This window comes from Streptomyces sp. Z423-1, from assembly GCF_013009255.1.
Lineage (GTDB): Bacteria > Actinomycetota > Actinomycetes > Streptomycetales > Streptomycetaceae > Streptomyces > Streptomyces gossypiisoli.
The window spans coordinates 9106050-9125718 of sequence record NZ_CP053109.1; the positions used below are offsets into that span (position 1 = coordinate 9106050).

Consider the following 19669-nt stretch of genomic DNA (forward strand, 5'->3'; position numbering starts at 1 on the left):
CCGGTCAGTCGGCCGAAGCCGCCCACCCGGTCGCCGTGATCCGCGCCGCGTCCGCGGGCCGCGCCTCGTCGAAGAGGACGGTGCGGCCCGCCTCGACGCGCAGGCCGTCGACGTACGCGCCACGGCCGACGTACAGCCGGTCGGTGGTGTACCGCCAGCGCAGGGTGAGCGCCGGGTCCGCCGGGAGTGTCGCCGTGAGCCGGTGCCAGGTGCGGCCCGACCAGCCGGTGACCCGGCCGGACGGGTGCTCCTCGGGCTCCTCGCCGCGCCGGTCGGTGGTGAACGGGACCGGCTGCCAGGTCGCGCCGCTGTCCGTCGAGGACTCCAGGACCAGGCCGTCGGCCGCCGGTTCGGTGTCCCACCACAGGGCGCAGTGCAGCCGCGCCACGCCGGTGGACGTGTCGAGTGCGGGCAGCGTCAGCGTCGCGGTCGCGGAGCTCGCCATCCCGGAGAACCAGGCGGTACGACCACGCGCGGGCCGTACCGGTACGGCCCGCGCCAGGTTGTTCGCGGCGGCGACCCGGGGCGCGGAGCCGGAGCGCCAGCCGCGCACCGGGTGCACCGAGTTGCCGAGCACGACGAGGAAGGAGTCGGTCGTCGGGTCGAGGACGAGGGAGGTGCCGGTGAAGCCGGTGTGGCCGGCGGTGCGCGGGGTGGCCATCGCGCCCATGTACCAGTGCTGGTAGAGCTCGAAGCCGAGGCCGTGCTCGTCGCCGGGGAAGGCGGTGTTGAAGTCGGTGAACATCAGCTCCACCGACTCCGGCCGCAGGATGCGCGCCCGGCCGTAGGCGCCGCCGTTGAGCAGCGTGCGGCCGAGCACGGCGAGGTCCCAGGCGCAGGAGAACACACCGGCGTGCCCGGCCACCCCGCCGAGGCTGTACGCGTTCTCGTCGTGCACCTCGCCCCACACCAGCCCCCGGTCCAGCCCCGACCACGGCTTGCGGGCGTCCTCGGTGGCCGCGATCCTCCTCCTCCAGGAGGGCGGCGGATTGAAACGCGTGCGGTGCATGCCGAGCGGAGCGGTGATCTCCTTTCGGAGCAGGGCATCCAGACCGAGATCCGTCATCTTCTCCAGCACCAGCTGAAGCGAGATCAGGTTGAGGTCCGAGTACAGATACCTGGTCCCCGGCGCGCTGACGGGCGCCTCGTCCCAGATCAGCCGCAGCTTCTCCTCGTACGTCGGGGCGTTGTACAGCGGAATCCACGTCCGGAGGCCCGAGGTGTGCGTCAGCAACTGCCGCACCGTGATGTCCTGCTTGCCCGCACCCGCGAACTCCGGCAGATACGAGGCGACCGTCGCCTCCAGCTCCAGCGCACCCCGCTCGATCTGCTGCACGGCCAGGATCGACGTGAACAGCTTGGACACCGAGGCCAGGTCGAAGACGGTGTCCTCGGCCATCGGTATCTGCTGCTCGGCCGGGAACTCGACGCCGGTGTCGCTCTCCTCGTCGTACGCCGCGTACCGCACCGCCGTGCCGATCGGCTCGTGCAAGGCCACGGTCCCGCCCCGCCCGGCGAGCAGCACGGCCCCCGCGTACCACGGGTGCTTGGGGGAGGGGCCGAGGAAGGCCTCGGCGTCGGTGACGAGTTGGCGCAGGTGCGAGCCGAGCAGTCCGGCGCGCTCCGGGGAGCCGTGGCGCAGAGTGGGGTGCCCGGTCCCGGTCCCCGGAGCGGCGGCCGCGGCCGGTCCCGCGGGCAAGGGCACGAGCGTCAGGGCGCCACCCAGGGCCACGGCGGCTCTGCCGAGTTGGCGACGGGTCACCGCTCTGTCTGCCATGCCTTCGGTCATCGAGGATCCTCCCGAGCGTGGGTCGGCCGCGGACGTACCCGAAAGCATGTCCAACACGTTGGCCCGATAAATCTGACGCTCTGTCAGGAAACCTCTTCCGTCGTCCGGAGGACTACGGCATCCTGCGCCCATGCAGACGGAGCTGAGCAAGCAACTGGGAGTCGAGCACGCCCTCTTCGGCTTCACGCCGTTCCCCGCCGTCGCCGCGGCCATCAGCCGGGCCGGCGGCTTCGGTGTGCTCGGCGCGGTCCGCTACACCGCCCCCGACGACCTCAAACGCGACCTCGACTGGATCGAGGCGCATGCCGAGGGCCGGCCCTACGGCCTGGACGTCGTGATGCCCGCGAAGAAGGTCGAGGGCGTCACGGAGGCCGACGTGGAGGCGATGATCCCGGAGGGGCACCGGCGGTTCGTCGAGGACACCCTCGCCAAGTACGGCGTGCCCGAACTCGCCGCGGGCGAGGCGTCCGGGTGGCGTATCACCGGCTGGATGGAGCAGGTCGCCCGCACCCAGCTCGACGTCGCCTTCGACTACCCGATCCGGCTGCTGGCGAACGCCCTCGGCTCACCGCCCGCCGATGTCATCCGGCGCGCCCACGACCGGGGCGTCCTGGTCGCCGCGCTCGCGGGCAGCGCCCGGCATGCGCGCAAGCACAAGGACGCCGGGATCGACATCGTCGTGGCCCAGGGGTACGAGGCGGGCGGCCACACCGGCGAGATCGCCTCCATGGTGCTCACGCCCGAGGTCGTCGAGGCCGTCGACCCGCTGCCGGTGCTGGCCGCCGGAGGCATCGGCAGCGGACAGCAGGTGGCCGCCGCGCTGGCCCTCGGCGCGCAGGGCGTGTGGACGGGCTCCATCTGGCTGACCACCACCGAGGCCGACCTCCATTCCCCGGCCCTGACCCGCAAGCTCCTCGCGGCCGGTTCCGGCGACACGGTCCGCTCCCGCGCCCTGACCGGCAAGCCCGCCCGCCAGTTGCGCACCGAGTGGACCGACGCCTGGGACGACCCCGCCGGACCGGGCACCCTGCCCATGCCCCTCCAGGGCCTCCTGGTCGCCGAGGCCGTCTCGCGCATCCAGAAGTACGAGGTCGACCCCCTGCTCGGCACGCCCGTCGGCCAGATCGTCGGCCGGATGACCAGCGAACGCAGCGTCCAGGCCGTCTTCGACGATCTGACCCGCGGCTTCGAGCGTGCCGTCGACCGCATCAACCGCATCGCCGGAAGGAGCGGCCTGTCATGAACCATCCCACCGGCTTCTGGGCCCAGGCCACCGCCGACCCCGACCGCACCGTCCTCGTCGCACCCGACGGCGAACAGTGGACCGCCGGACGCCTGCACGCCGCCGCCAACCGGCTGGTGCACGGCCTGCGCGCCGCGGGCCTGGAACGCGGTGACGCCTTCGCGGTGGTCCTGCCCAACGGGCCCGAGTTCCTCACGGCGTATCTGGCCGCCACCCAGGCCGGGTTCTACCTGGTCCCCGTCAACCACCACTTCGTCGGCCCGGAGATCGCCTGGATCGTCGCCGACTCCGGTGCCAAGGTGCTCATCGCCCACGAACGGTTCGCCGACCCCGCCCGCCGGGCCGCCGACGAGGCGGGCCTTCCGGCGACACACCGGTACGCGGTCGGCACCCCGGCGGGCTTCCGGCCGTACGCCGAACTCCTCGACGGACAGCCGGAGTCACCGCCCGCCGACCGCACCCTCGGCTGGGTCATGAACTACACCTCCGGCACCACCGGCCGCCCCCGCGGCATCCGCCGCCCCCTGCCCGGCAGGCTCCCGGAGGAGTCCTACCTGGGCGGCTTCCTCGGCATCTTCGGCATCAAGCCCTACGACGACAATGTCCACCTCGTCTGCTCGCCGCTGTACCACACGGCCGTCCTGCAGTTCGCCGGTGCCTCACTGCACATCGGCCACCGCCTGGTCGTGATGGACAAGTGGACGCCCGAGGAGATGCTCCGCCTGATCGACGCCCACCACTGCACGCACACCCACATGGTCCCGACCCAGTTCCACCGGCTGCTGGCACTCCCGGAGGACGTCCGGCGGTCGTACGACGTCTCCTCCATGCGGCATGCCATCCACGGCGCCGCGCCCTGCCCCGACCATGTGAAACGCGCCATGATCGACTGGTGGGGTCACTGCGTCGAGGAGTACTACGCGGCCAGCGAGGGCGGCGGGGCCTTCGCCACCGCCGAGGACTGGCTGAAGAAGCCCGGCACGGTCGGCAAGGCCTGGCCCATCAGCGAACTCGCCGTCTTCGACGACGACGGCAACCGGCTGCCGCCCGGCGAACTCGGCACCGTCTACATGAAGATGAGCACCGGCGGCTTCGCCTACCACAAGGACGACGACAAGACCCGGAAGAACCGCATCGGTGACTTCTTCACCGTCGGCGACCTCGGCTGCCTCGACGAGGACGGCTATCTGTTCCTGCGCGACCGCAAGATCGACCTGATCATCTCCGGCGGCGTCAACATCTACCCGGCCGAGATCGAGTCCGTCCTGCTCGCCCACCCCGCCGTCGCCGACGCCGCCGCCTTCGGCATCCCGCACGACGACTGGGGCGAGGAGGTGAAGGCGGTCGTCGAACCGGCCCCAGGCCACGAACCCGGCCCCGCCCTCGCCGCCGCCCTCCTCGACCACTGCGCGGCCCGCCTCGCCGGCTACAAACGCCCCAAGAGCGTCGGCTTCATCGCCGAGATGCCCCGCGACCCCAACGGCAAGCTGTACAAACGGCGGCTGCGGGAACCGTACTGGGAGGGGCGGACCCGGGCGATGTGACGCAGCGCCGCGCCCATGGTCGCGGCGCCGCGGCGGTGACCGCCGTGGGGAAACGCTCGCTGTCCGGCTACCTCGCCCACTCGCTGCTCTTCGCGCCGCTGCTGGCCACATGGGGCCTCGGCCTCGGCGCACACCTCGGCAGCGCCACCATGGCCCTGTTCGCGACCGGCGTCTGGCTGCTCACCGTGGCCGCCGCCCACACCCTGGAACGCGCGGAGCCGCGGCCCCGCCGAAGCGGCGCTGCGACGGCTGATGCACGGGTCCGCCGACGGCCGCGCACGCTGAGCTCGCAGAACCTGGACGTCACCCACTTCTCCCCGGAGAACCGCCGGGTCTGGTCGGCGAAGTGGACCGAGCGCGGGTTCGAGGACGGGAGTACGACAGCAGGGTGCGGGGCATCGAGCACGGGCCGCCGTCCCAGCCGGCGGGCCCCGCCAACCTCGCTGGCGGAAGGGGCGGTTGAGCGTACCGACTGGTGTGTCCACTGCGGCCGGGTCACTTGACCTCTTCCGGGCACGGACCGAGGATCAGCAGTCATGACGCCCGGACACGGCAGCACGGTTGACGGGGTGCTGCGGCGCAGCGCCCGCCGCACCCCGGCGCGCGTCGCGGTCGAGTACCGCGACCGCCGCTGGACGTACGAGGAGCTCGACGACGCCGTCTCCCGGGCGGCGAGCCTCCTGCTCGGCGAGGGCCTCGCCCCCGGCGACCGGGTCGGCGCCTACGGCCACAACTCCGACGCCTACCTCATCGGCTTCCTCGCCTGCGCCCGCGCGGGCCTGGTGCACGTGCCGGTCAACCAGAACCTGACGGGCGACGACCTGACGTACATCGTCGAGCAGTCGGGCAGCGGGCTGGTCCTCGCGGACCCGGACCTGGCGGATCGACTCCCCGACGGCGTACGGGTGTTGCCGCTGCGGGACGCCGGCGACTCGCTGCTCGCGCGGCTGCCGTCCACGGCCCCCTACGACGGTCCGGAGGCGCGCGCCGAGGACCTGACGCAGCTGCTCTACACGTCGGGCACGACGGCCCTGCCCAAAGGCGCGATGATGACGCACCGCGCGCTGGTGCACGAGTACCTCAGCGCGATCACCGCCCTCGACCTCGGCGCGGGCGACCGGCCGGTGCACGCGCTGCCGCTGTACCACTCGGCGCAGATGCACGTCTTCCTGCTGCCGTACCTCGCGGTCGGGGCCACGAACATCGTCCTGGACGCCCCGGACGGCGACCGGCTCTTCGACCTGATCGAGGCCGGGCGCGTGGACAGCCTGTTCGCCCCGCCCACCGTGTGGATCGGCCTGGCGAACCGGGCCGACTTCGCGACCCGCGACCTGAGCGGGCTGCGCAAGGCGTACTACGGGGCGTCGATCATGCCGGTGCCTGTCCTGGAGCGGTTGCGGGAGCGGTTGCCGAGACTGGCCTTCTACAACTGCTTCGGACAGAGCGAGATCGGCCCCCTGGCCACGGTTCTCGGACCCGACGAGCACAAGGGACGGCTCGACTCCTGCGGCCGGCCGGTGCTCTTCGTGGACGCCCGGGTGGTCGACGAGGACGGCGAGGACGCGCCCGACGGCACACCCGGCGAGATCGTCTACCGCTCCCCGCAGTTGTGCGAGGGCTACTGGAACAAGCCCGAGGAGACCGCCGAGGCCTTCCGTGACGGCTGGTTCCACTCCGGTGACCTCGCGGTGCGGGACCCGGACGGCTACTTCACGATCGTCGACCGGATGAAGGACGTCATCAACTCCGGTGGTGTCCTGGTCGCCTCACGGCAGGTCGAGGACGCCCTCTACACCCATGAGTCGGTCGCGGAGGTCGCCGTGGTCGGCCTGCCCGACGAGAAGTGGATCGAGGCGATCACCGCCGTCGTCGTCCCGCACGGCGAGGTGACGGAGGAGGAGCTGATCGCCCACGCGCGCGAGAAGCTGCCGCACTTCAAGGCGCCGAAGCGGGTGGTGTTCGTGGACGCGCTGCCGCGCAACGCCAGCGGCAAGATCCTCAAGCGGGAGCTGCGGGACCGGTTCGGGGACGGCTGAGTCAGCTCGGGCGCAGGTCCACGATCCGCCTGATCTTCCCCACGGACCGCTCCAGCGACTCCGGTTCGACGATCTCCACCGCCACCGACACGCCGATGCCGTCCTTGACGGCCGCCGCGATGGCCCGCGCCGCGTCCTGTCGTGTCTCGGCGGTCGCGCCCGGGCGGGCCTCCGCCCGTACGGTGAGGGCGTCGAGCCGGCCCTCGCGGATGAGGCGCAGCTGGAAGTGCGGGGCCACGCCGGGAGTGCGGAGCACGATCTCCTCGATCTGGGTGGGGAAGAGGTTCACGCCGCGCAGGATCACCATGTCGTCGCTGCGGCCGGTGATCTTCTCCATCCGGCGGAAGGTGCGGGCCGTGCCCGGCAGCAGCCGTGTCAGGTCCCGGGTCCGGTACCGGATCACGGGCATGGCCTCCTTGGTCAGCGAGGTGAAGACCAGCTCGCCCCGCTCGCCGTCGGGCAGCACCTCACCGGTGATCGGGTCGACGATCTCCGGGTAGAAGTGGTCCTCGTGCACATGCAGACCGTCCTTGGTCTCCACGCACTCCTGGGCGACTCCCGGGCCGATCACCTCCGACAGCCCGTAGATGTCCACCGCGTCGATCGCGCACCGCTCCTCGATCTCCCGGCGCATGCCCTCCGTCCACGGCTCGGCACCGAAGACCCCCACTCGCAGGGAGGTGCCCCGCGGATCGACACCCTGCCGCTCGAACTCGTCCAGCAACGTGAGCATGTAGGACGGCGTCACCATGATGATGCCGGGCTTCAGGTCCTGGATCAGCTGCACCTGACGAGCCGTCATGCCCCCGGATGCGGGGATGACCGTACAGCCGAGCCGCTCGGCACCGTAGTGGGCGCCCAGTCCGCCCGTGAACAACCCGTACCCGTACGCCACATGCACCGTGTCGCCGGGCCGCCCGCCCGCCGCCCGGATCGAACGGGCCACCATGTCGGCCCACATCGACAGGTCGTTGTCCGTGTATCCGACGACCGTCGGGCGCCCGGTGGTGCCGCTCGACGCGTGAATGCGGCGGATCCGCTCCCGGGGCACGGCGAACATCCCGTACGGGTAGTGCTCGCGCAGGTCGGCCTTGGTGGTGAAGGGGAAGCGGGCGAGATCGGCGAGGGAGCGGCAGTCGTCCGGGTGGACTCCGGCCTTGTCGAAGGACTCCCGGTAGAAGGGCACGTTGGCGTAGGCGTGCCGCAGCTGCGCCCGCAGCCGCTCCAGCTGCACCTGCCGCAGCTCCGCCGCGCCCAGCCGTTCCCCCGCGTCCAGCAGGTCCGTCGTCTCCGCCATGGGACCTCTCCTCACCAACCGCAGCAATCCAGGCGACCGATCATTCGGTCGAGGTGTTGTGGATCAGTAATCCAGCCCGGCGCGGGTGGAGGCAAGTGCTCTGCCCGCACTTTCTCCGGCGGGCGGAACTCTGTTGCGGAGAGGCGTCACCGGCCCTGAGGATGACCGCCATGCCCACCTTCAACGCCCCCGACGGAACCCGTCTCGCCTACCATCTGCGCGGCGACGGCGACCCACTGGTCGTCCTGCCCGGCGGCCCCATGCGGCCCTCCGCCTACCTCGGTGACCTGGGCGGACTCGCCGCCCACCGCCGACTGGTCCTGCTCGACCTGCGCGGCACCGGCGACTCCGCGGTGCCGACGGATCCGGCGACGTACCGCTGCGACCGCCTCGTGGACGACGTGGAGGCGCTGCGGGCTCACCTGGGCCTGGAACGGATGGACCTGCTCGGCCACTCCGCGGGCGGCAGCCTGGCCATGCTGTACGCCGCCCGCCATCCCGACCGGGTCGCACGGCTCGCGCTGATCACCGCGACGCCGTGGGCGCTGGGCATGCCGGCGACGACCGAGGACCGGCTGGCCGCCGCACGGCTGCGGGAAGGCGAGCCGTGGTTCGCGGAGGCGTTCCCGACGTTCGAGAGGTGGCTCCTGGAGGGCGGCGACTTCGATCCGATGTTCATCCCGTTCTTCTACGGGCGCTGGGATGACGCGGCCGCCGCGCATGCCCGGCGGGACGAGGAGGAGGGCAACGAGGAGGCCGCGGAGCGGTACGGCTCCGAGGGCGCCTACGACCCGCCCGCGACCCGCACGGCACTGGCCACGCTGGCCGCCCCGGTCCTCGTCTACGCCGGCGAACTCGACGGCGGCCCGCGCCCCGACCTCGCCCGCCGCACGGCCGAGGTCTTCCCGAACGCCGAGGTCGCCGTACAGCCGGGCGCGGGGCACTATCCGTGGGTGGACGACCCGCAGTGGTTCACGGGACGCACGGCGGACTTCTTCACCGGCAGCGGGAAGGCCGACTAGCGGCCGATCACTGCCAGGCGGCCTGTCCGGCGGATCATCCGGAATCGCGGGGCTGGGAAGAGCACCGCGTCCCATGGCCGCGCGCCGCACATCCGCCGGACCGAACGGGCGGCGTGTTCCGCCGGACGAGCCTTGGTTGTCGGCCGCGACGGCCCACGCGCCCAGCGGTACAGCCGCCGCACCCCACAGCCGCCGCAGACCCCACGGTCAACCTGATCCGACGGACAAGCCCTACTCGTCCGCCGCGACGGCCACCTCCCGTGCCCAGCGGTAGTCCGCCTTGCCGCTGGGGGAGCGGCGGATGGAGTCGGTGATGACCAGCTGGCGGGGGATCTTGTAGCCCGCCAGGCGGTCCCGGCAGTGGGTCTGGATGTCCGTCAGGGACGGCTTCGGCGCGCCGTCGCGGATCTGCACGACCGCCGCGACATGGTTGCCCCACTTCGCGTCCGGCACCCCGGCCACCAGGGCGTCGTACACGTCCGGATGGGACTTCAGGGCCTGCTCGACCTCCTCCGGGTACACCTTCTCGCCCCCGGTGTTGATGCACTGCGAGCCACGGCCGAGGACGGTGACCACGCCCTCCTCGTCGACGGTGGCCATGTCGCCGAGCAATACCCATCGCTCGCCGTCCCTCTCGAAGAAGGTCTCGGCGGTTTTCACCAAGTCGTTGTAGTAGCCGAGCGGCACGTGGCCGCACTGGGCGATCCGGCCCACCTCGCCGACGGCCACCGGCTCGTGCGTCGCCGGATCCACCACTCGCGTCCGTGAGTTGACGCGGATGCGAAAGCCTCGCTTCGGCCCGGAGTCGTCCGTCGCCGTGCCGTTGAAGCCGGACTCGGAGGACCCGAAGTTGTTCAGCAGCATCACGTGCGGCACGAGCGCCAGGAACTGCTGCCGGACCGTCTCCGACATGATCGCGCCGGACGACGACACGCTGAACATCGAGGAGCAGTCCGTGCCCTTCATGGGCCCGGCCAGCGCGTCGATCAGCGGCCGCAGCATCGCGTCACCGACCAGTGACATGCTGCTGACCTTCTCCTTCTCGATGGTCCGCAGCACCTCCTCCGGCACGAACTTGCGGTGCAGCACGACCCGTTGCCCGAAGTTGAAGCCGATGAACGCCGTGAGCGTGGAGGTGCCGTGCATCAGCGGGGGAGTGGGGAAGAACGTGATGCCCGACCCGCCCGCCGCGACCCGCTCGGCCAGCTCCTCCGGCGTCTTCACCGGCTCACCGGTCGGCGCCCCGCCGCCCAGCCCGGAGAAGAACAGGTCCTCCTGCCGCCACATCACGCCCTTCGGCATTCCGGTCGTACCGCCGGTGTAGATGATGAACTGGTCGTCCCCCGAGCGGGCCGGAAACCCGCGCTCAGCGGAGCCGCCGGCCTCGGCCTCCGCGAACGGCACACCCAGCGAGCCCCCCGCCCCCACCCGCACCAGATGCCGCACCTTCGCCACCCGGGGCAGCACCGCCGCCACCCGGTCCGTGAACTCCGCGTCGAACACCAGAGCCACCAGATCGGCGTCCCGGTAGAGATAGACCAACTCCTCCTCGACATAACGGTAGTTGACGTTCACCGGCACGATCCGCGCCTTGAGGCAGCCGAGCACCGTCTGGAGGTACTCGACGCCGTTGTAGAGGTGCAGCCCGACGTGCTCGCCGGGTCGGATGCCGCTGTCGAGCAGGTGGTGACCGATGCGGTTGGCGGCCGCGTCCAGCTCGGCGTACGTCAGCCGGCGCTCCGCGCCCGTGCCCGGGTGGTCGACGTACACCAGCGCCTCGCGGTCCGGTACCACGTCCACGACCGACTCGAACAGGTCGGCAAGGTTGTACTCCACCGCTCCTCCTGACCTCGCTGTCCCTCGGTGCCGGTCATCAGAGCAAAGGGCGACACAACTGTGAAGGGTCCGCGCAGCAGAAATCTGACTGACTGTCAGAAAACCCTTGAAGCGCCGACGCGCCTGCTGCAACCTGTTCTCGTTCCTGCGGCACGTGCCCGACACGGCAGGACGGGGAGGACGATCCATGGGTGGCACCGAACACCTCACCGTGCAGCGCGAAGGCGCCACACTGGTGCTCACGCTCAACCGGCCCGAGGCCAAGAACGCGCTCTCGCTGCCGATGCTCGTCGGCCTGTACGACGGCTGGACCGAGGCCGACGAGGACGACGCGATCCGCTCGATCGTGCTGACCGGCGCGGGCGGCACCTTCTGCGCGGGCATGGACCTCAAGGCCCTGGCGGGCAAGGGGATGGCGGGTGAGCAGTACCGGGACCGGCTGAAGGCCGACCCCGACCTGCACTGGAAGGCCATGCTGCGCCACCACCGGCCCCGCAAACCGGTGATCGCCGCCGTCGAGGGGCACTGTGTCGCGGGCGGCACCGAGATCCTCCAGGGCACCGACATCCGCGTCGCGGGCGAGTCCGCGACCTTCGGGTTGTTCGAGGTCCGGCGCGGGCTGTTCCCGATCGGCGGCTCGACCGTCCGGCTGCAACGCCAGATCCCCCGCACCCATGCCCTCGAAATGCTCCTCACCGGACGGCCGTACAGGGCCCGTGAGGCGGCCGACATCGGCCTGGTCGGCCACGTCGTCCCCGACGGCACCGCGCTGACCAAGGCATTGGGGATCGCCGAGCAGATCAACGCCTGCGGCCCGCTCGCCGTCGAGGCCGTCAAGGCGTCGGTGTACGAGACCGCCGAGATGACCGAGACCGAGGGCCTGGCCGCCGAACTACGGCGCGGCTGGCCGATCTTCGACACCGCCGACGCCAAGGAGGGCGCCCGCGCCTTCGCGGAGAAGCGGCCGCCTGACTACAAGCGCGCGTAGGCGCTGCGCTGGCTTGGGCCGGTTCAGAGGCTGCGGGCCGTCTCTGGCTGGTCGCGCAGTTCCCCGCGCCCCTTCAGGGGCGCTCACGCACCCCGACCTCCGGAGGAGGCACGCCCCCCGATGCCCGAAGTCCTCAAAGCCCCGCTGACCGTCGAATTCCCCTTCACCCGCTCCCTCGGCCCCGTCCAGAGTGCCTTCCTGACCGGCCTGCGCGAACGGATCGTCCTCGGCGTGCGCACCGGCGACGGCCGCACCCTCGTCCCACCGGTCGAGTACGACCCCGTCACCGCCGAGGAGATCCGCGATCTCGTCGAGGTCGCCCCCACCGGCACGGTCACCACCTGGGCCTGGAACCACGCCCCCCGCCGGGGCCAGCCCCTCGACACCCCCTTCGCCTGGGCCCTGGTCCGCCTCGACGGCGCCGACACGGCCCTGCTGCACGCCCTGGACGCCACGGGACCGGAGGACGTCCACACCGGCATGCGGGTCCGCATCCGCTGGGCGGCGCAACGCACCGGCGCCATCACCGACATCGCCTGCTTCGAGCCGTACGACGGCGAACGCGCCCAACCGACCTGCCACACCGGCGAGTTCGAGGACCCGATCACCGGCATCGTCGCGCCCGCCCGGCTCGACTACACCTACAGCCCCGGCCGCGCCCAGTCCGCCTACATCAAGGCCCTGTCCGACCGGCGGACCGTCGGCGAGCGCTGCCCGTCCTGCCGCAAGGTGTACGTGCCACCCCGCGGCGCCTGCCCCACCTGCGGCGTCGCCACCGGCGAACAGGTCGAGGTCGGCCCGCGCGGCACCGTCACCACCTTCTGCATCGTCAACATCAAGGCCAAGAACCTGGACATCGACGTCCCCTACGTCTATGCCCACATCGCCCTCGACGGAGCCGACCTCGCGCTGCACGGACGCATCGGCGGCATCCCGTACGACCAGGTCCGGATGGGCCTGCGGGTCGAACCCGTGTGGACCGGGAACAGCCGCTACCCCGACCACTACCGGCCGGCCGGCGAACCCGACGCGGACTACGAGACCTACAAGGAGCTGCTGTGACCCGCGACATCGCCGTGGTCGCCTTCGCCCAGACCGACCACCGGCGCACCAGCGACGGGTTCTCCGAGGTCGAGATGCTCATGCCGGTCCTGCACGAGCTGCTGGACCGCACCGGCCTGAAGACCGCCGACATCGGCTTCACCTGCTCCGGCTCCAGCGACTACCTCGCCGGCCGCGCCTTCTCCTTCACGCTCGCCCTGGACGGCGTCGGCGCCTGGCCGCCGATCTCGGAGTCGCACGTGGAGATGGACGGCGCCTGGGCGCTGTACGAGGCCTGGACCAAGCTGCTGACCGGCGAGGCGGACACCGCCCTCGTCTACGCGTACGGCAAGTCCTCGCCGGGCTCGGTGCGCGACGTCCTCACCCGCCAGCTCGACCCGTACTACGTCGCCCCGCTGTGGCCCGACTCCGTCGCCCTCGCCGCCCTCCAGGCCCAGGCGCTCATCGACGCGGGGGAGACCGACGAGCCCGCCCTCGCGGCCGTGGCCGCCCGCAGCCGCGCGGCAGCCCGGGACAATCCCCATGCCCAGCTGCGGGGTCCGGTACCGCACGGGGAGTACGTCGTACGGCCCCTGCGCACCGGCGACTGCCCGCCCATCGGCGACGGCGCCGCCGCCGTGATCCTCGCCGCCGGGGAGCGCGCCCGCGAGCTGTGCGCACGCCCCGCCTGGATCCGCGGCGTCGACCACCGCATCGAGGCCCACGGCCTCGGCGTCCGCGACCTCACCGACTCACCCTCCACCCGCCTGGCCGCCGAGCGGGCCGGTGCCCTCGCACGCCCCGTCGACACGGCCGAGCTGCACGCGCCCTTCACCGCCCAGGAGATCGTCCTGCGCAAGGCGCTGCGGCTCGACGACACCGTGTGCGTCAACCCGTCCGGCGGCGCGCTCGCCGCCCACCCGATCATGGCCGCCGGCCTGATCCGCATCGGCGAGGCGGCCGCGCGCATCCACCGGGGCGAGTCCGACCGGGCCCTCGCCCACGCCACGTCCGGCCCCTGTCTGCAACAGAACCTGGTCGCCGTACTCGAAGGGGATCCCCGATGAGCAAGGAGCCCGTGGCCGTCGTAGGCGTCGGCCAGACCAAGCACGTGGCCGCACGACGGGACGTCTCCATCGCCGGGCTCGTCCGGGAGGCGGCCCGAAGCGCCCTCGACGACGCCGAGTTGACCTGGGCCGACATCGACGCCGTGGTCATCGGCAAGGCGCCCGACTTCTTCGAGGGCGTGATGATGCCGGAGCTGTACCTGGCGGACGCGCTCGGCGCGGTCGGCAAGCCGATGCTGCGCGTGCACACCGCCGGCTCGGTCGGTGGCTCCACCGCGATGGTCGCGGCCCAGCTCGTCGCCGCTCGCGTGCACGCCACCGTCCTGACCCTCGCCTTCGAGAAGCAGTCCGAGTCCAACGCCATGTGGGGCCTGTCCCTGCCGATCCCGTTCCAGCAGCCGCTGCTGGCCGGGGCGGGCGGCTTCTTCGCACCGCACGTACGGGCGTACATGCGCCGCAGCGGCGCGCCCGACACCGTCGGCTCGCTGGTGGCGTACAAGGACCGGCGCAACGCCCTGAAGAACCCGTACGCCCATCTCCACGAGCACGACATCACCCTGGAGAAGGTCCAGGCCTCGCCGATGCTCTGGGACCCGATCCGCTACTCCGAGACGTGCCCGTCCTCCGACGGCGCCTGCGCCATGGTCCTCACCGACCGCGCGGGAGCCGCCCGGGCGCCCCGCCCGCCCGCCTGGGTGCTCGGCGGCGCGATGCGCAGTGAACCCACCCTCTTCGCCGGGAAGGACTTCGTCTCGCCACGGGCCGGCCGGGACTGCGCCGCCGACGTCTACCGGCAGGCCCAGATCGCCGACCCGCGCCGGGACATCGACGCCGCCGAGATCTACGTGCCGTTCTCCTGGTACGAGCCCATGTGGCTGGAGAACCTGGGCTTCGCCGCCGAGGGCGAGGGCTGGAAGCTCACCGAGTCCGGGGTGACCGAACTGGACGGGGACCTGCCGGTCAACATGTCGGGCGGCGTACTGTCCACCAACCCCATCGGCGCCTCCGGCATGATCCGCTTCGCGGAGGCGGCCCTGCAGGTGCGCGGGCTGGCGGGCGAGCATCAGGTGGACGGCGCCCGCAAGGTGCTCGGGCACGCGTACGGCGGCGGCTCGCAGTTCTTCTCGATGTGGCTCGTGGGAGCGCGGCCGCCGGACGCCTGAAAGGTCCCCCTCACGTGGCCTGTTGGCTCCGGGGACCGATCGCTAGGCTGGCCGCGGACGACGAGTCGGGAGGAGCACGGACGTGGCCGAGACCACCATCCAGCAGCAGCCGCTCATGGGCTGGGACAAGCCGGAACTGGACCTGAGCAACGCCGAATGGCAGTCCAGCAGCCGCGGACTGGGGGATGTCCAGATCGCCTTTGTCGAGGGTTTCATCGCCATGCGCAACAGCGGCCGCCCGGAGAGCCCCTCCCTGATCTTCACTCCCGCCGAGTGGGGGGCGTTCGTGTCGGGCGCGCGGGAGGGCGAGTTCGACCTGACCTGAGGTTCGAGCTGACCTGGGGTTCGAGCTGACCTGAGGTTCGAGCTGACCGGGGGCCGCCCGGGTGAACCGGGTGGACGGGCCGATCCGGGGGTGTACCGCCCGATTTTCCGGACACGCGACTCAGTGAGCCCTCCCAGGGCGCAGGCCTGAGCCAGGCTGGCCCCGGGAAGTGGTGGGTCGCCACTCCGGAGGTGAGGAACATGAGCACCCTGCCGGTCATCGCGGCGTTCGACGGTTCGGACGACAGCCTGCGGGCCCTGGACTGGGCCCTCGACGCCGCCCGCAGGCGCGGTGCGCCACTGCGGGTGGTGCATGCGCGGCAGTACACCGTCCGGGTGCCCGCCGGTGTCGAGGTCGCCCGGCTGCCGGAGCCGGAGGACGATCCCGTGCTCGCCCGGGCCCGCGCGCACGTCGCCGGGCGCGCCGAGGGACTGGTCGTGGAGTACCTCGGCCCGGAGGGTGCCCCGGCTGCCGTACTTCCCGAACTGGGCGCCGAAACCCAGCTGTTGGTGCTCGGCTCCCGGGGCCGGGGCGGCTTCGCGAGGCTCCTGCTCGGCTCCAACGGTCTCGCGGCGGCCCGGGACGCCGAGTGCCCGGTCGTCGTGGTGCCCCGGCCCGGCCGCGAGGTCGACGACGTCCCGCCGCAGGAACCGGGACCCCGGGTGGTCGTCGGCCTCAACGTGGACGCCCCGGACGACGCCGCCCTCGCCTTCGCCTTCCAGGAGGCCGCCCTGCGTGACGCCCGCCTCCAGGTGGTCGCCGCCTACCTGTGGCCGGTGCAACTCTGGGCGGGCGCAGCGGGCGAGCTGCTGCCGACCGGCATCGACCAGGACGCCGTCGAGAGCGAGACACGCACCCTCGCGGAGGGCTTCCTCGCCCCGCACCGCCGCCGCCACCCCGACGTCCGGGCGGAACCGTACGTGGCTCCCGGCGCCGCCGCCGCGCTCCTCGTGGCGAACTCGCTGGACGCCGACCTGGTCGTCGTCGGCCGCCACCGCCGACGCCTGGTCGCCCCCACCCGCATGATCGGCTCGGTCACCCATCCCGTACTGCTCCACGCGGCGAGCCCGGTGGCGGTGGTGCCGCCTGCGCCGCCGGAGGAGTGAAGCCGACCGAAAGCTAATAGATAACCCGGGCCTTTACCATTAGCGTCATGCAGGACTCGACCAGCAGAGACGCCCGGCTCGCTCTCGACCTCGCCCTGACCGTCCGGCACGACGGACACGGCGGCGTCGCCGACGACCTGACCGATGCCGAGGGCCTCACCGCATGGGTGCGCTCCCACCCCGACGCCCTGCCCGATGCCGCCACCTACACCGCCGACGCCGAGGCCCTCGCCGCCATCCGTGAGCTGCGCGCCGCGGTCCGTGCCCTCTTCGCACACGCCGTACGCCCCGCCGCCCCGAGCCCCGCCGACGCGGCCCGCCTGCTGCCCGTGCCCGAAGCCCTGGCCCGCCTGAACGCCGCGGCCGCCCGTATCCCCACCGTCCCCGTCCTGCACTGGCCCGATGACGCCGACCCCGTCGTACACCACCGGTCCGCGCACGGCGAAGACGACCTCACCGCGGTGCTCGCGCAGGCCGCCATCGCCTTCCTCACGAGCCCCGACCGCCACCGGCTGCGCGCCTGCCACGCCCCCCGCTGCGTGCGCTACTTCCTGAAGGAACACCCCCGACAGGAGTGGTGCAAACCGTCCTGCGGCAACCGCGCCCGCGTCGCCCGCCACCACGAACGGCACAAGAAGCCCGTCTAGCCGCCGACCTTCGCCGCAACGGAGTCCCGCCCGACGCCGACGACCTGCGGGCACGTACCATGGCGGCATGTCGTTCCTCCGCCGCCGCAGTGCCACCCCCGCCGGGCCCGACTTCGACGTGCTGGCCATGGACCCGGGCGACTGGCCCGGCAATCTGGGCGCGGGCCTGCTGCCCGCCCCCGACGGCACCTGCCAGGGCGTCTTCCTGCGCTACGACCTGTTCGGCGGCCGCGGCCCCGCGATGATCATCGGCAATCTGCCCGAGGGCTCCCCGGCCCGCGAGGTCGCCGAGGGGCAGGTCCCGTTCGAGGTGGCCCAGCTGCTGCTGGCCCTGGAGAACGACGAGGAGGTGACGGTCGTCGGTACCGAGGACGTGCCGGTGATGCAGGGCGACAACCTCCTCATCGTGCGCCGTCTGAAGCTCTCCGAGAGCCGGATCTCCTGCGTGCAGTTCGACCGCAGCGACCACGTCCTGGTCACCATCGCCGCCTGGGACCGCCCCATCACCGACGACCTGTACACCCTGCTGAAGCCGCTCCCGGCGGAGCTGTTCCAGCAGGGCTGAGCCGCTACGACGACACCTTGACGTCGGCCGCCCGCACGAACGCGACCCGGTGGCCGAACTGGATCTCGTAGTACAGGTCCTTGCCCACGACGACCTTGTGCCCGTCGGTGGCGAAGGTGACCGCGTAGTAGTACTCGCCGGGCACCTTGTCGCCGACGACGTACTTCTGGCCCTTGAGCAGCTTGTACGGCAGCGGGGACACCGGCTGGGCGGGCACGCCCGCCGGGTAGGCGGACGCCTCCGGGTAGGCACGGCCGTACACCGGGACGCTGTCCAGACCGTCCTTCGGCGTGATGACCAGGCCCTTCGCGGGCACCGCGGTCGGGGCCTTCGCCGGGTTGCGGAACCAGGCCTCCTGTCCCAGGTACCAGATCGCCGTCCAGTCGCCCTGGCGGCCGGCCACCGCGTACTGCTGGCCGGTGGAGACCCGTGAGCCGATGTCGTTGACGCCGGTCGTGGAGTCCTCGCCGCCCGGGCGCAGACCGATGTCCTTGATCAGTGGGTAGCTCTCGCCGGGCCCGGAGTACAGCCGTACCGCGCTCGAACCGTGCCCGTCGCACGGCTCGCCCTGCGCGGTGCAGCCCGTGTACTCCGGCCGGTTCGCGGCGTAGTCCGGCAGGATCGTCACCAGGCCGCTGCCCGCGCGGGCGGTGGGGCCGAAGGGGCGGCCGAGCAGGGTGAAGTAGTGCCGCCAGTCCCAGTACGGGCCCGGGTCCGTGTGCATGCCGGGGACCGTCGCCGTGGTCGGGCCGGGCACGTTGTCGTGGCCGAGGATGTGCTGCCGGTCCAGCGGGATGCCGTACTTCTTGGCGAGATACTTCACCAGCCGCGCCGACGAGCGGTACATCGCCTCCGTGTACCAGGCGTCGGGCGAGGCCAGGAAACCCTCGTGCTCCAGGCCGATCGACTTGGCGTTGACATACCAGTTGCCCGCGTGCCAGGCCACGTCCTTCGCCTTGACGTGCTGGGCGATGTGGCCGTCCGTCGAGCGCAGGGAGTACTGCCAGGACACGTAGGTCGGGTCCTGCACGAGGTCCAGAACGCCCTCCCAGGCGCCCTCCGTGTCGTGCACGATGATGTACTCGATGCTCTGCGAGACCGGGCGCTCACCCAGGTCGTGGTTGCCGTAGTCGCCGTCGCCGAACTCCTCGTACGGTGCCGGGATCCACTCGCAGGAGACGGTGGCCGGGCATTCGGTGCCCTCGGTGGCCGTCTTGCGCAGGCCAGCCCGCCGCAACTGGGAAGTGTCGGGGGCGAGTCCGGGCTGCGCGGCCAGGGTGACCCGCTGACCGGCGTCCGTGCGGCGTTCCTGACCGGTGCGCAGCACGTCGTACACATCGCCCGCGTACGTCGCCGCCGTCGCGGTGTCGTCGGCGCCCGAGAAACGGGCCACCGCCCCGTACCAGTCCGCCGGGTCGTCGCTCGGCGGCTCGCCCAGCTCCCGCTGCGCGGCGGCGAGCAGCGCGGCACCGCCCGCCACATTGGCCGCCGGGTCGGTGCGCAGCTCCTCGGCGCTGATGCCGGTCAGCTCGGCGGCCTTCGCCAAGGTCCGCAGGCGGGCCGGGAGTCCGGCGTTCTCCGGGAGCTTCGCGTCGGGGAGCAGCGGCGGGCGGGCGTCGTCGCCGCGCGGGTCCTCCGTGCCCTCGCTGTGGTGCGGGGCGGTGGCCAGCGCCGTACGGGCGTCGGTGAGGTGCATCGGGCCGTAGCCGCCGGTCACGCTCGGCGCACCGCCGTGCGCGTCCCAGCGGGACTGGAGGTAGGAGACGCCGAGCAGCACGCTCTGCGGCACGTCGTACGCGGCGGCGGCCTGCTCGAACGCCTGTTGTAGCTCACCGTCCGACCGGGCGTCGGACGGGGCGGCGCCGAGCAATGGCAGCAGCAGCGCGGCGGAGGCCACGGCGCCGGCGGTCCGGCGTACGCGTCTCGGCCCGGCGGCTCGGTCGGGGTCGGTGGCGGATCCTCGCAAAGCAGCCTCCTGGGACGGTTGGGCGCGATGAGCC

Annotated in this window: 16 protein-coding genes and 1 pseudogene; 13 read left to right on the forward strand and 4 right to left on the reverse strand. The window is 72.1% G+C overall.

Annotation, left to right across the window (positions count from 1 at the left end):
- Positions 1-4: 4 nt before the first annotated feature.
- On the reverse strand, positions 5-1789 hold the full coding sequence (locus HJD23_RS41400; protein ID WP_171115907.1) for a serine hydrolase domain-containing protein: 1785 nt from the start codon (positions 1787-1789) through the stop codon (positions 5-7).
- 130 nt (positions 1790-1919) lie between these two features.
- Between HJD23_RS41400 and HJD23_RS41405 the strand changes: the two genes are divergently transcribed.
- The 4 genes and pseudogenes from HJD23_RS41405 to HJD23_RS41420 all read left to right on the forward strand — a co-directional run bounded on the left by HJD23_RS41405 (position 1920) and on the right by HJD23_RS41420 (position 6612).
- A complete protein-coding gene (locus tag HJD23_RS41405) occupies positions 1920-3032 on the forward strand; it encodes a nitronate monooxygenase family protein (protein WP_171115909.1) in 1113 nt (370 codons plus the stop codon).
- Complete coding sequence (locus tag HJD23_RS41410) at positions 3029-4576, forward strand: acyl-CoA synthetase (protein WP_171115911.1); 1548 nt, start codon at positions 3029-3031, stop codon at positions 4574-4576. The genes HJD23_RS41405 and HJD23_RS41410 overlap by 4 nt, the downstream gene beginning before the upstream one ends.
- A 44-nt stretch (positions 4577-4620) precedes the next feature.
- Positions 4621-4728 (forward strand): annotated as a pseudogene (locus HJD23_RS45115) (DUF418 domain-containing protein); the annotation flags it as partial.
- 384 nt (positions 4729-5112) lie between these two features.
- On the forward strand, positions 5113-6612 hold the full coding sequence (locus HJD23_RS41420) for an acyl-CoA synthetase (protein WP_171115913.1): 1500 nt from the start codon (positions 5113-5115) through the stop codon (positions 6610-6612).
- 1 nt (position 6613) lies between these two features.
- Here HJD23_RS41420 and paaK read toward each other — a convergent pair whose 3' ends face one another.
- A complete protein-coding gene (gene paaK / locus HJD23_RS41425; RefSeq protein ID WP_171115916.1) occupies positions 6614-7909 on the reverse strand; it encodes a phenylacetate--CoA ligase PaaK in 1296 nt (431 codons plus the stop codon).
- A 170-nt stretch (positions 7910-8079) separates the two neighbouring features.
- On the opposite strand from paaK, the gene HJD23_RS41430 reads away from it, so the two are divergent.
- Positions 8080-8931, forward strand: a complete 852-nt coding sequence (locus tag HJD23_RS41430; RefSeq protein WP_171115918.1) for an alpha/beta hydrolase — start codon at positions 8080-8082, stop codon at positions 8929-8931.
- Positions 8932-9162: 231 nt separating this feature from the next.
- Here the strand turns inward: HJD23_RS41430 and HJD23_RS41435 are convergent, their stop codons facing one another.
- Positions 9163-10767, reverse strand: coding sequence for an acyl-CoA synthetase (locus tag HJD23_RS41435; RefSeq protein WP_171115920.1), 1605 nt, complete (start codon positions 10765-10767; stop codon positions 9163-9165).
- A 187-nt stretch (positions 10768-10954) separates the two neighbouring features.
- On the opposite strand from HJD23_RS41435, the gene HJD23_RS41440 reads away from it, so the two are divergent.
- The 8 genes from HJD23_RS41440 (at position 10955) to HJD23_RS41475 (ending at position 17669) form a co-directional block, all read left to right on the forward strand.
- A complete protein-coding gene (locus HJD23_RS41440) occupies positions 10955-11755 on the forward strand; it encodes a crotonase/enoyl-CoA hydratase family protein (RefSeq protein WP_171115922.1) in 801 nt (266 codons plus the stop codon).
- A gap of 120 nt (positions 11756-11875) precedes the next feature.
- Positions 11876-12817 carry an OB-fold nucleic acid binding domain-containing protein gene (locus tag HJD23_RS41445; protein ID WP_171115924.1) on the forward strand — a complete coding sequence of 314 codons (942 nt, stop codon included), beginning with the start codon at positions 11876-11878 and terminating at the stop codon, positions 12815-12817.
- Complete coding sequence (locus tag HJD23_RS41450) at positions 12814-13863, forward strand: thiolase domain-containing protein (RefSeq protein WP_171115926.1); 1050 nt, start codon at positions 12814-12816, stop codon at positions 13861-13863. The genes HJD23_RS41445 and HJD23_RS41450 overlap by 4 nt, the downstream gene beginning before the upstream one ends.
- Positions 13860-15026, forward strand: coding sequence for a thiolase domain-containing protein (locus tag HJD23_RS41455; protein ID WP_171115927.1), 1167 nt, complete (start codon positions 13860-13862; stop codon positions 15024-15026). Before HJD23_RS41450 ends, HJD23_RS41455 begins: the two co-directional genes overlap by 4 nt.
- An 82-nt stretch (positions 15027-15108) precedes the next feature.
- Positions 15109-15351, forward strand: a complete 243-nt coding sequence (locus tag HJD23_RS41460) for a DUF397 domain-containing protein (RefSeq protein WP_171115929.1) — start codon at positions 15109-15111, stop codon at positions 15349-15351.
- A 200-nt stretch (positions 15352-15551) separates the two neighbouring features.
- A complete protein-coding gene (locus HJD23_RS41465) occupies positions 15552-16457 on the forward strand; it encodes a universal stress protein (protein ID WP_171115931.1) in 906 nt (301 codons plus the stop codon).
- Between the two features lie 47 nt (positions 16458-16504).
- Complete coding sequence (locus tag HJD23_RS41470) at positions 16505-17104, forward strand: CGNR zinc finger domain-containing protein (RefSeq protein ID WP_171115932.1); 600 nt, start codon at positions 16505-16507, stop codon at positions 17102-17104.
- Between the two features lie 67 nt (positions 17105-17171).
- Positions 17172-17669, forward strand: a complete 498-nt coding sequence (locus HJD23_RS41475) for a hypothetical protein (protein WP_171115934.1) — start codon at positions 17172-17174, stop codon at positions 17667-17669.
- A 4-nt stretch (positions 17670-17673) separates the two neighbouring features.
- On the opposite strand, the gene HJD23_RS41480 is transcribed toward HJD23_RS41475, so the two are convergent.
- Positions 17674-19635 (reverse strand): N-acetylmuramoyl-L-alanine amidase, encoded by a 1962-nt coding sequence (locus tag HJD23_RS41480; protein ID WP_171115936.1) that lies wholly within the window; start codon positions 19633-19635, stop codon positions 17674-17676.
- Between the last annotated feature and the right edge of the window lie 34 nt (positions 19636-19669).

Bases quoted from the DNA above. Each gene is read 5' to 3' on its own strand.
- HJD23_RS41400 (WP_171115907.1), bottom strand. From the start codon at position 1,789: ATGACCGAAGGCATGGCAGACAGAGCGGTGACCCGTCGCCAACTCGGC.
- HJD23_RS41405 (WP_171115909.1), top strand. From the start codon at position 1,920: ATGCAGACGGAGCTGAGCAAGCAACTGGGAGTCGAGCACGCCCTCTTC.
- HJD23_RS41410 (WP_171115911.1), top strand. From the start codon at position 3,029: ATGAACCATCCCACCGGCTTCTGGGCCCAGGCCACCGCCGACCCCGAC.
- HJD23_RS41420 (WP_171115913.1), top strand. From the start codon at position 5,113: ATGACGCCCGGACACGGCAGCACGGTTGACGGGGTGCTGCGGCGCAGC.
- paaK (WP_171115916.1), bottom strand. From the start codon at position 7,909: ATGGCGGAGACGACGGACCTGCTGGACGCGGGGGAACGGCTGGGCGCG.
- HJD23_RS41430 (WP_171115918.1), top strand. From the start codon at position 8,080: ATGCCCACCTTCAACGCCCCCGACGGAACCCGTCTCGCCTACCATCTG.
- HJD23_RS41440 (WP_171115922.1), top strand. From the start codon at position 10,955: ATGGGTGGCACCGAACACCTCACCGTGCAGCGCGAAGGCGCCACACTG.
- HJD23_RS41445 (WP_171115924.1), top strand. From the start codon at position 11,876: ATGCCCGAAGTCCTCAAAGCCCCGCTGACCGTCGAATTCCCCTTCACC.
- HJD23_RS41455 (WP_171115927.1), top strand. From the start codon at position 13,860: ATGAGCAAGGAGCCCGTGGCCGTCGTAGGCGTCGGCCAGACCAAGCAC.
- HJD23_RS41465 (WP_171115931.1), top strand. From the start codon at position 15,552: ATGAGCACCCTGCCGGTCATCGCGGCGTTCGACGGTTCGGACGACAGC.
- HJD23_RS41470 (WP_171115932.1), top strand. From the start codon at position 16,505: ATGCAGGACTCGACCAGCAGAGACGCCCGGCTCGCTCTCGACCTCGCC.
- HJD23_RS41475 (WP_171115934.1), top strand. From the start codon at position 17,172: ATGTCGTTCCTCCGCCGCCGCAGTGCCACCCCCGCCGGGCCCGACTTC.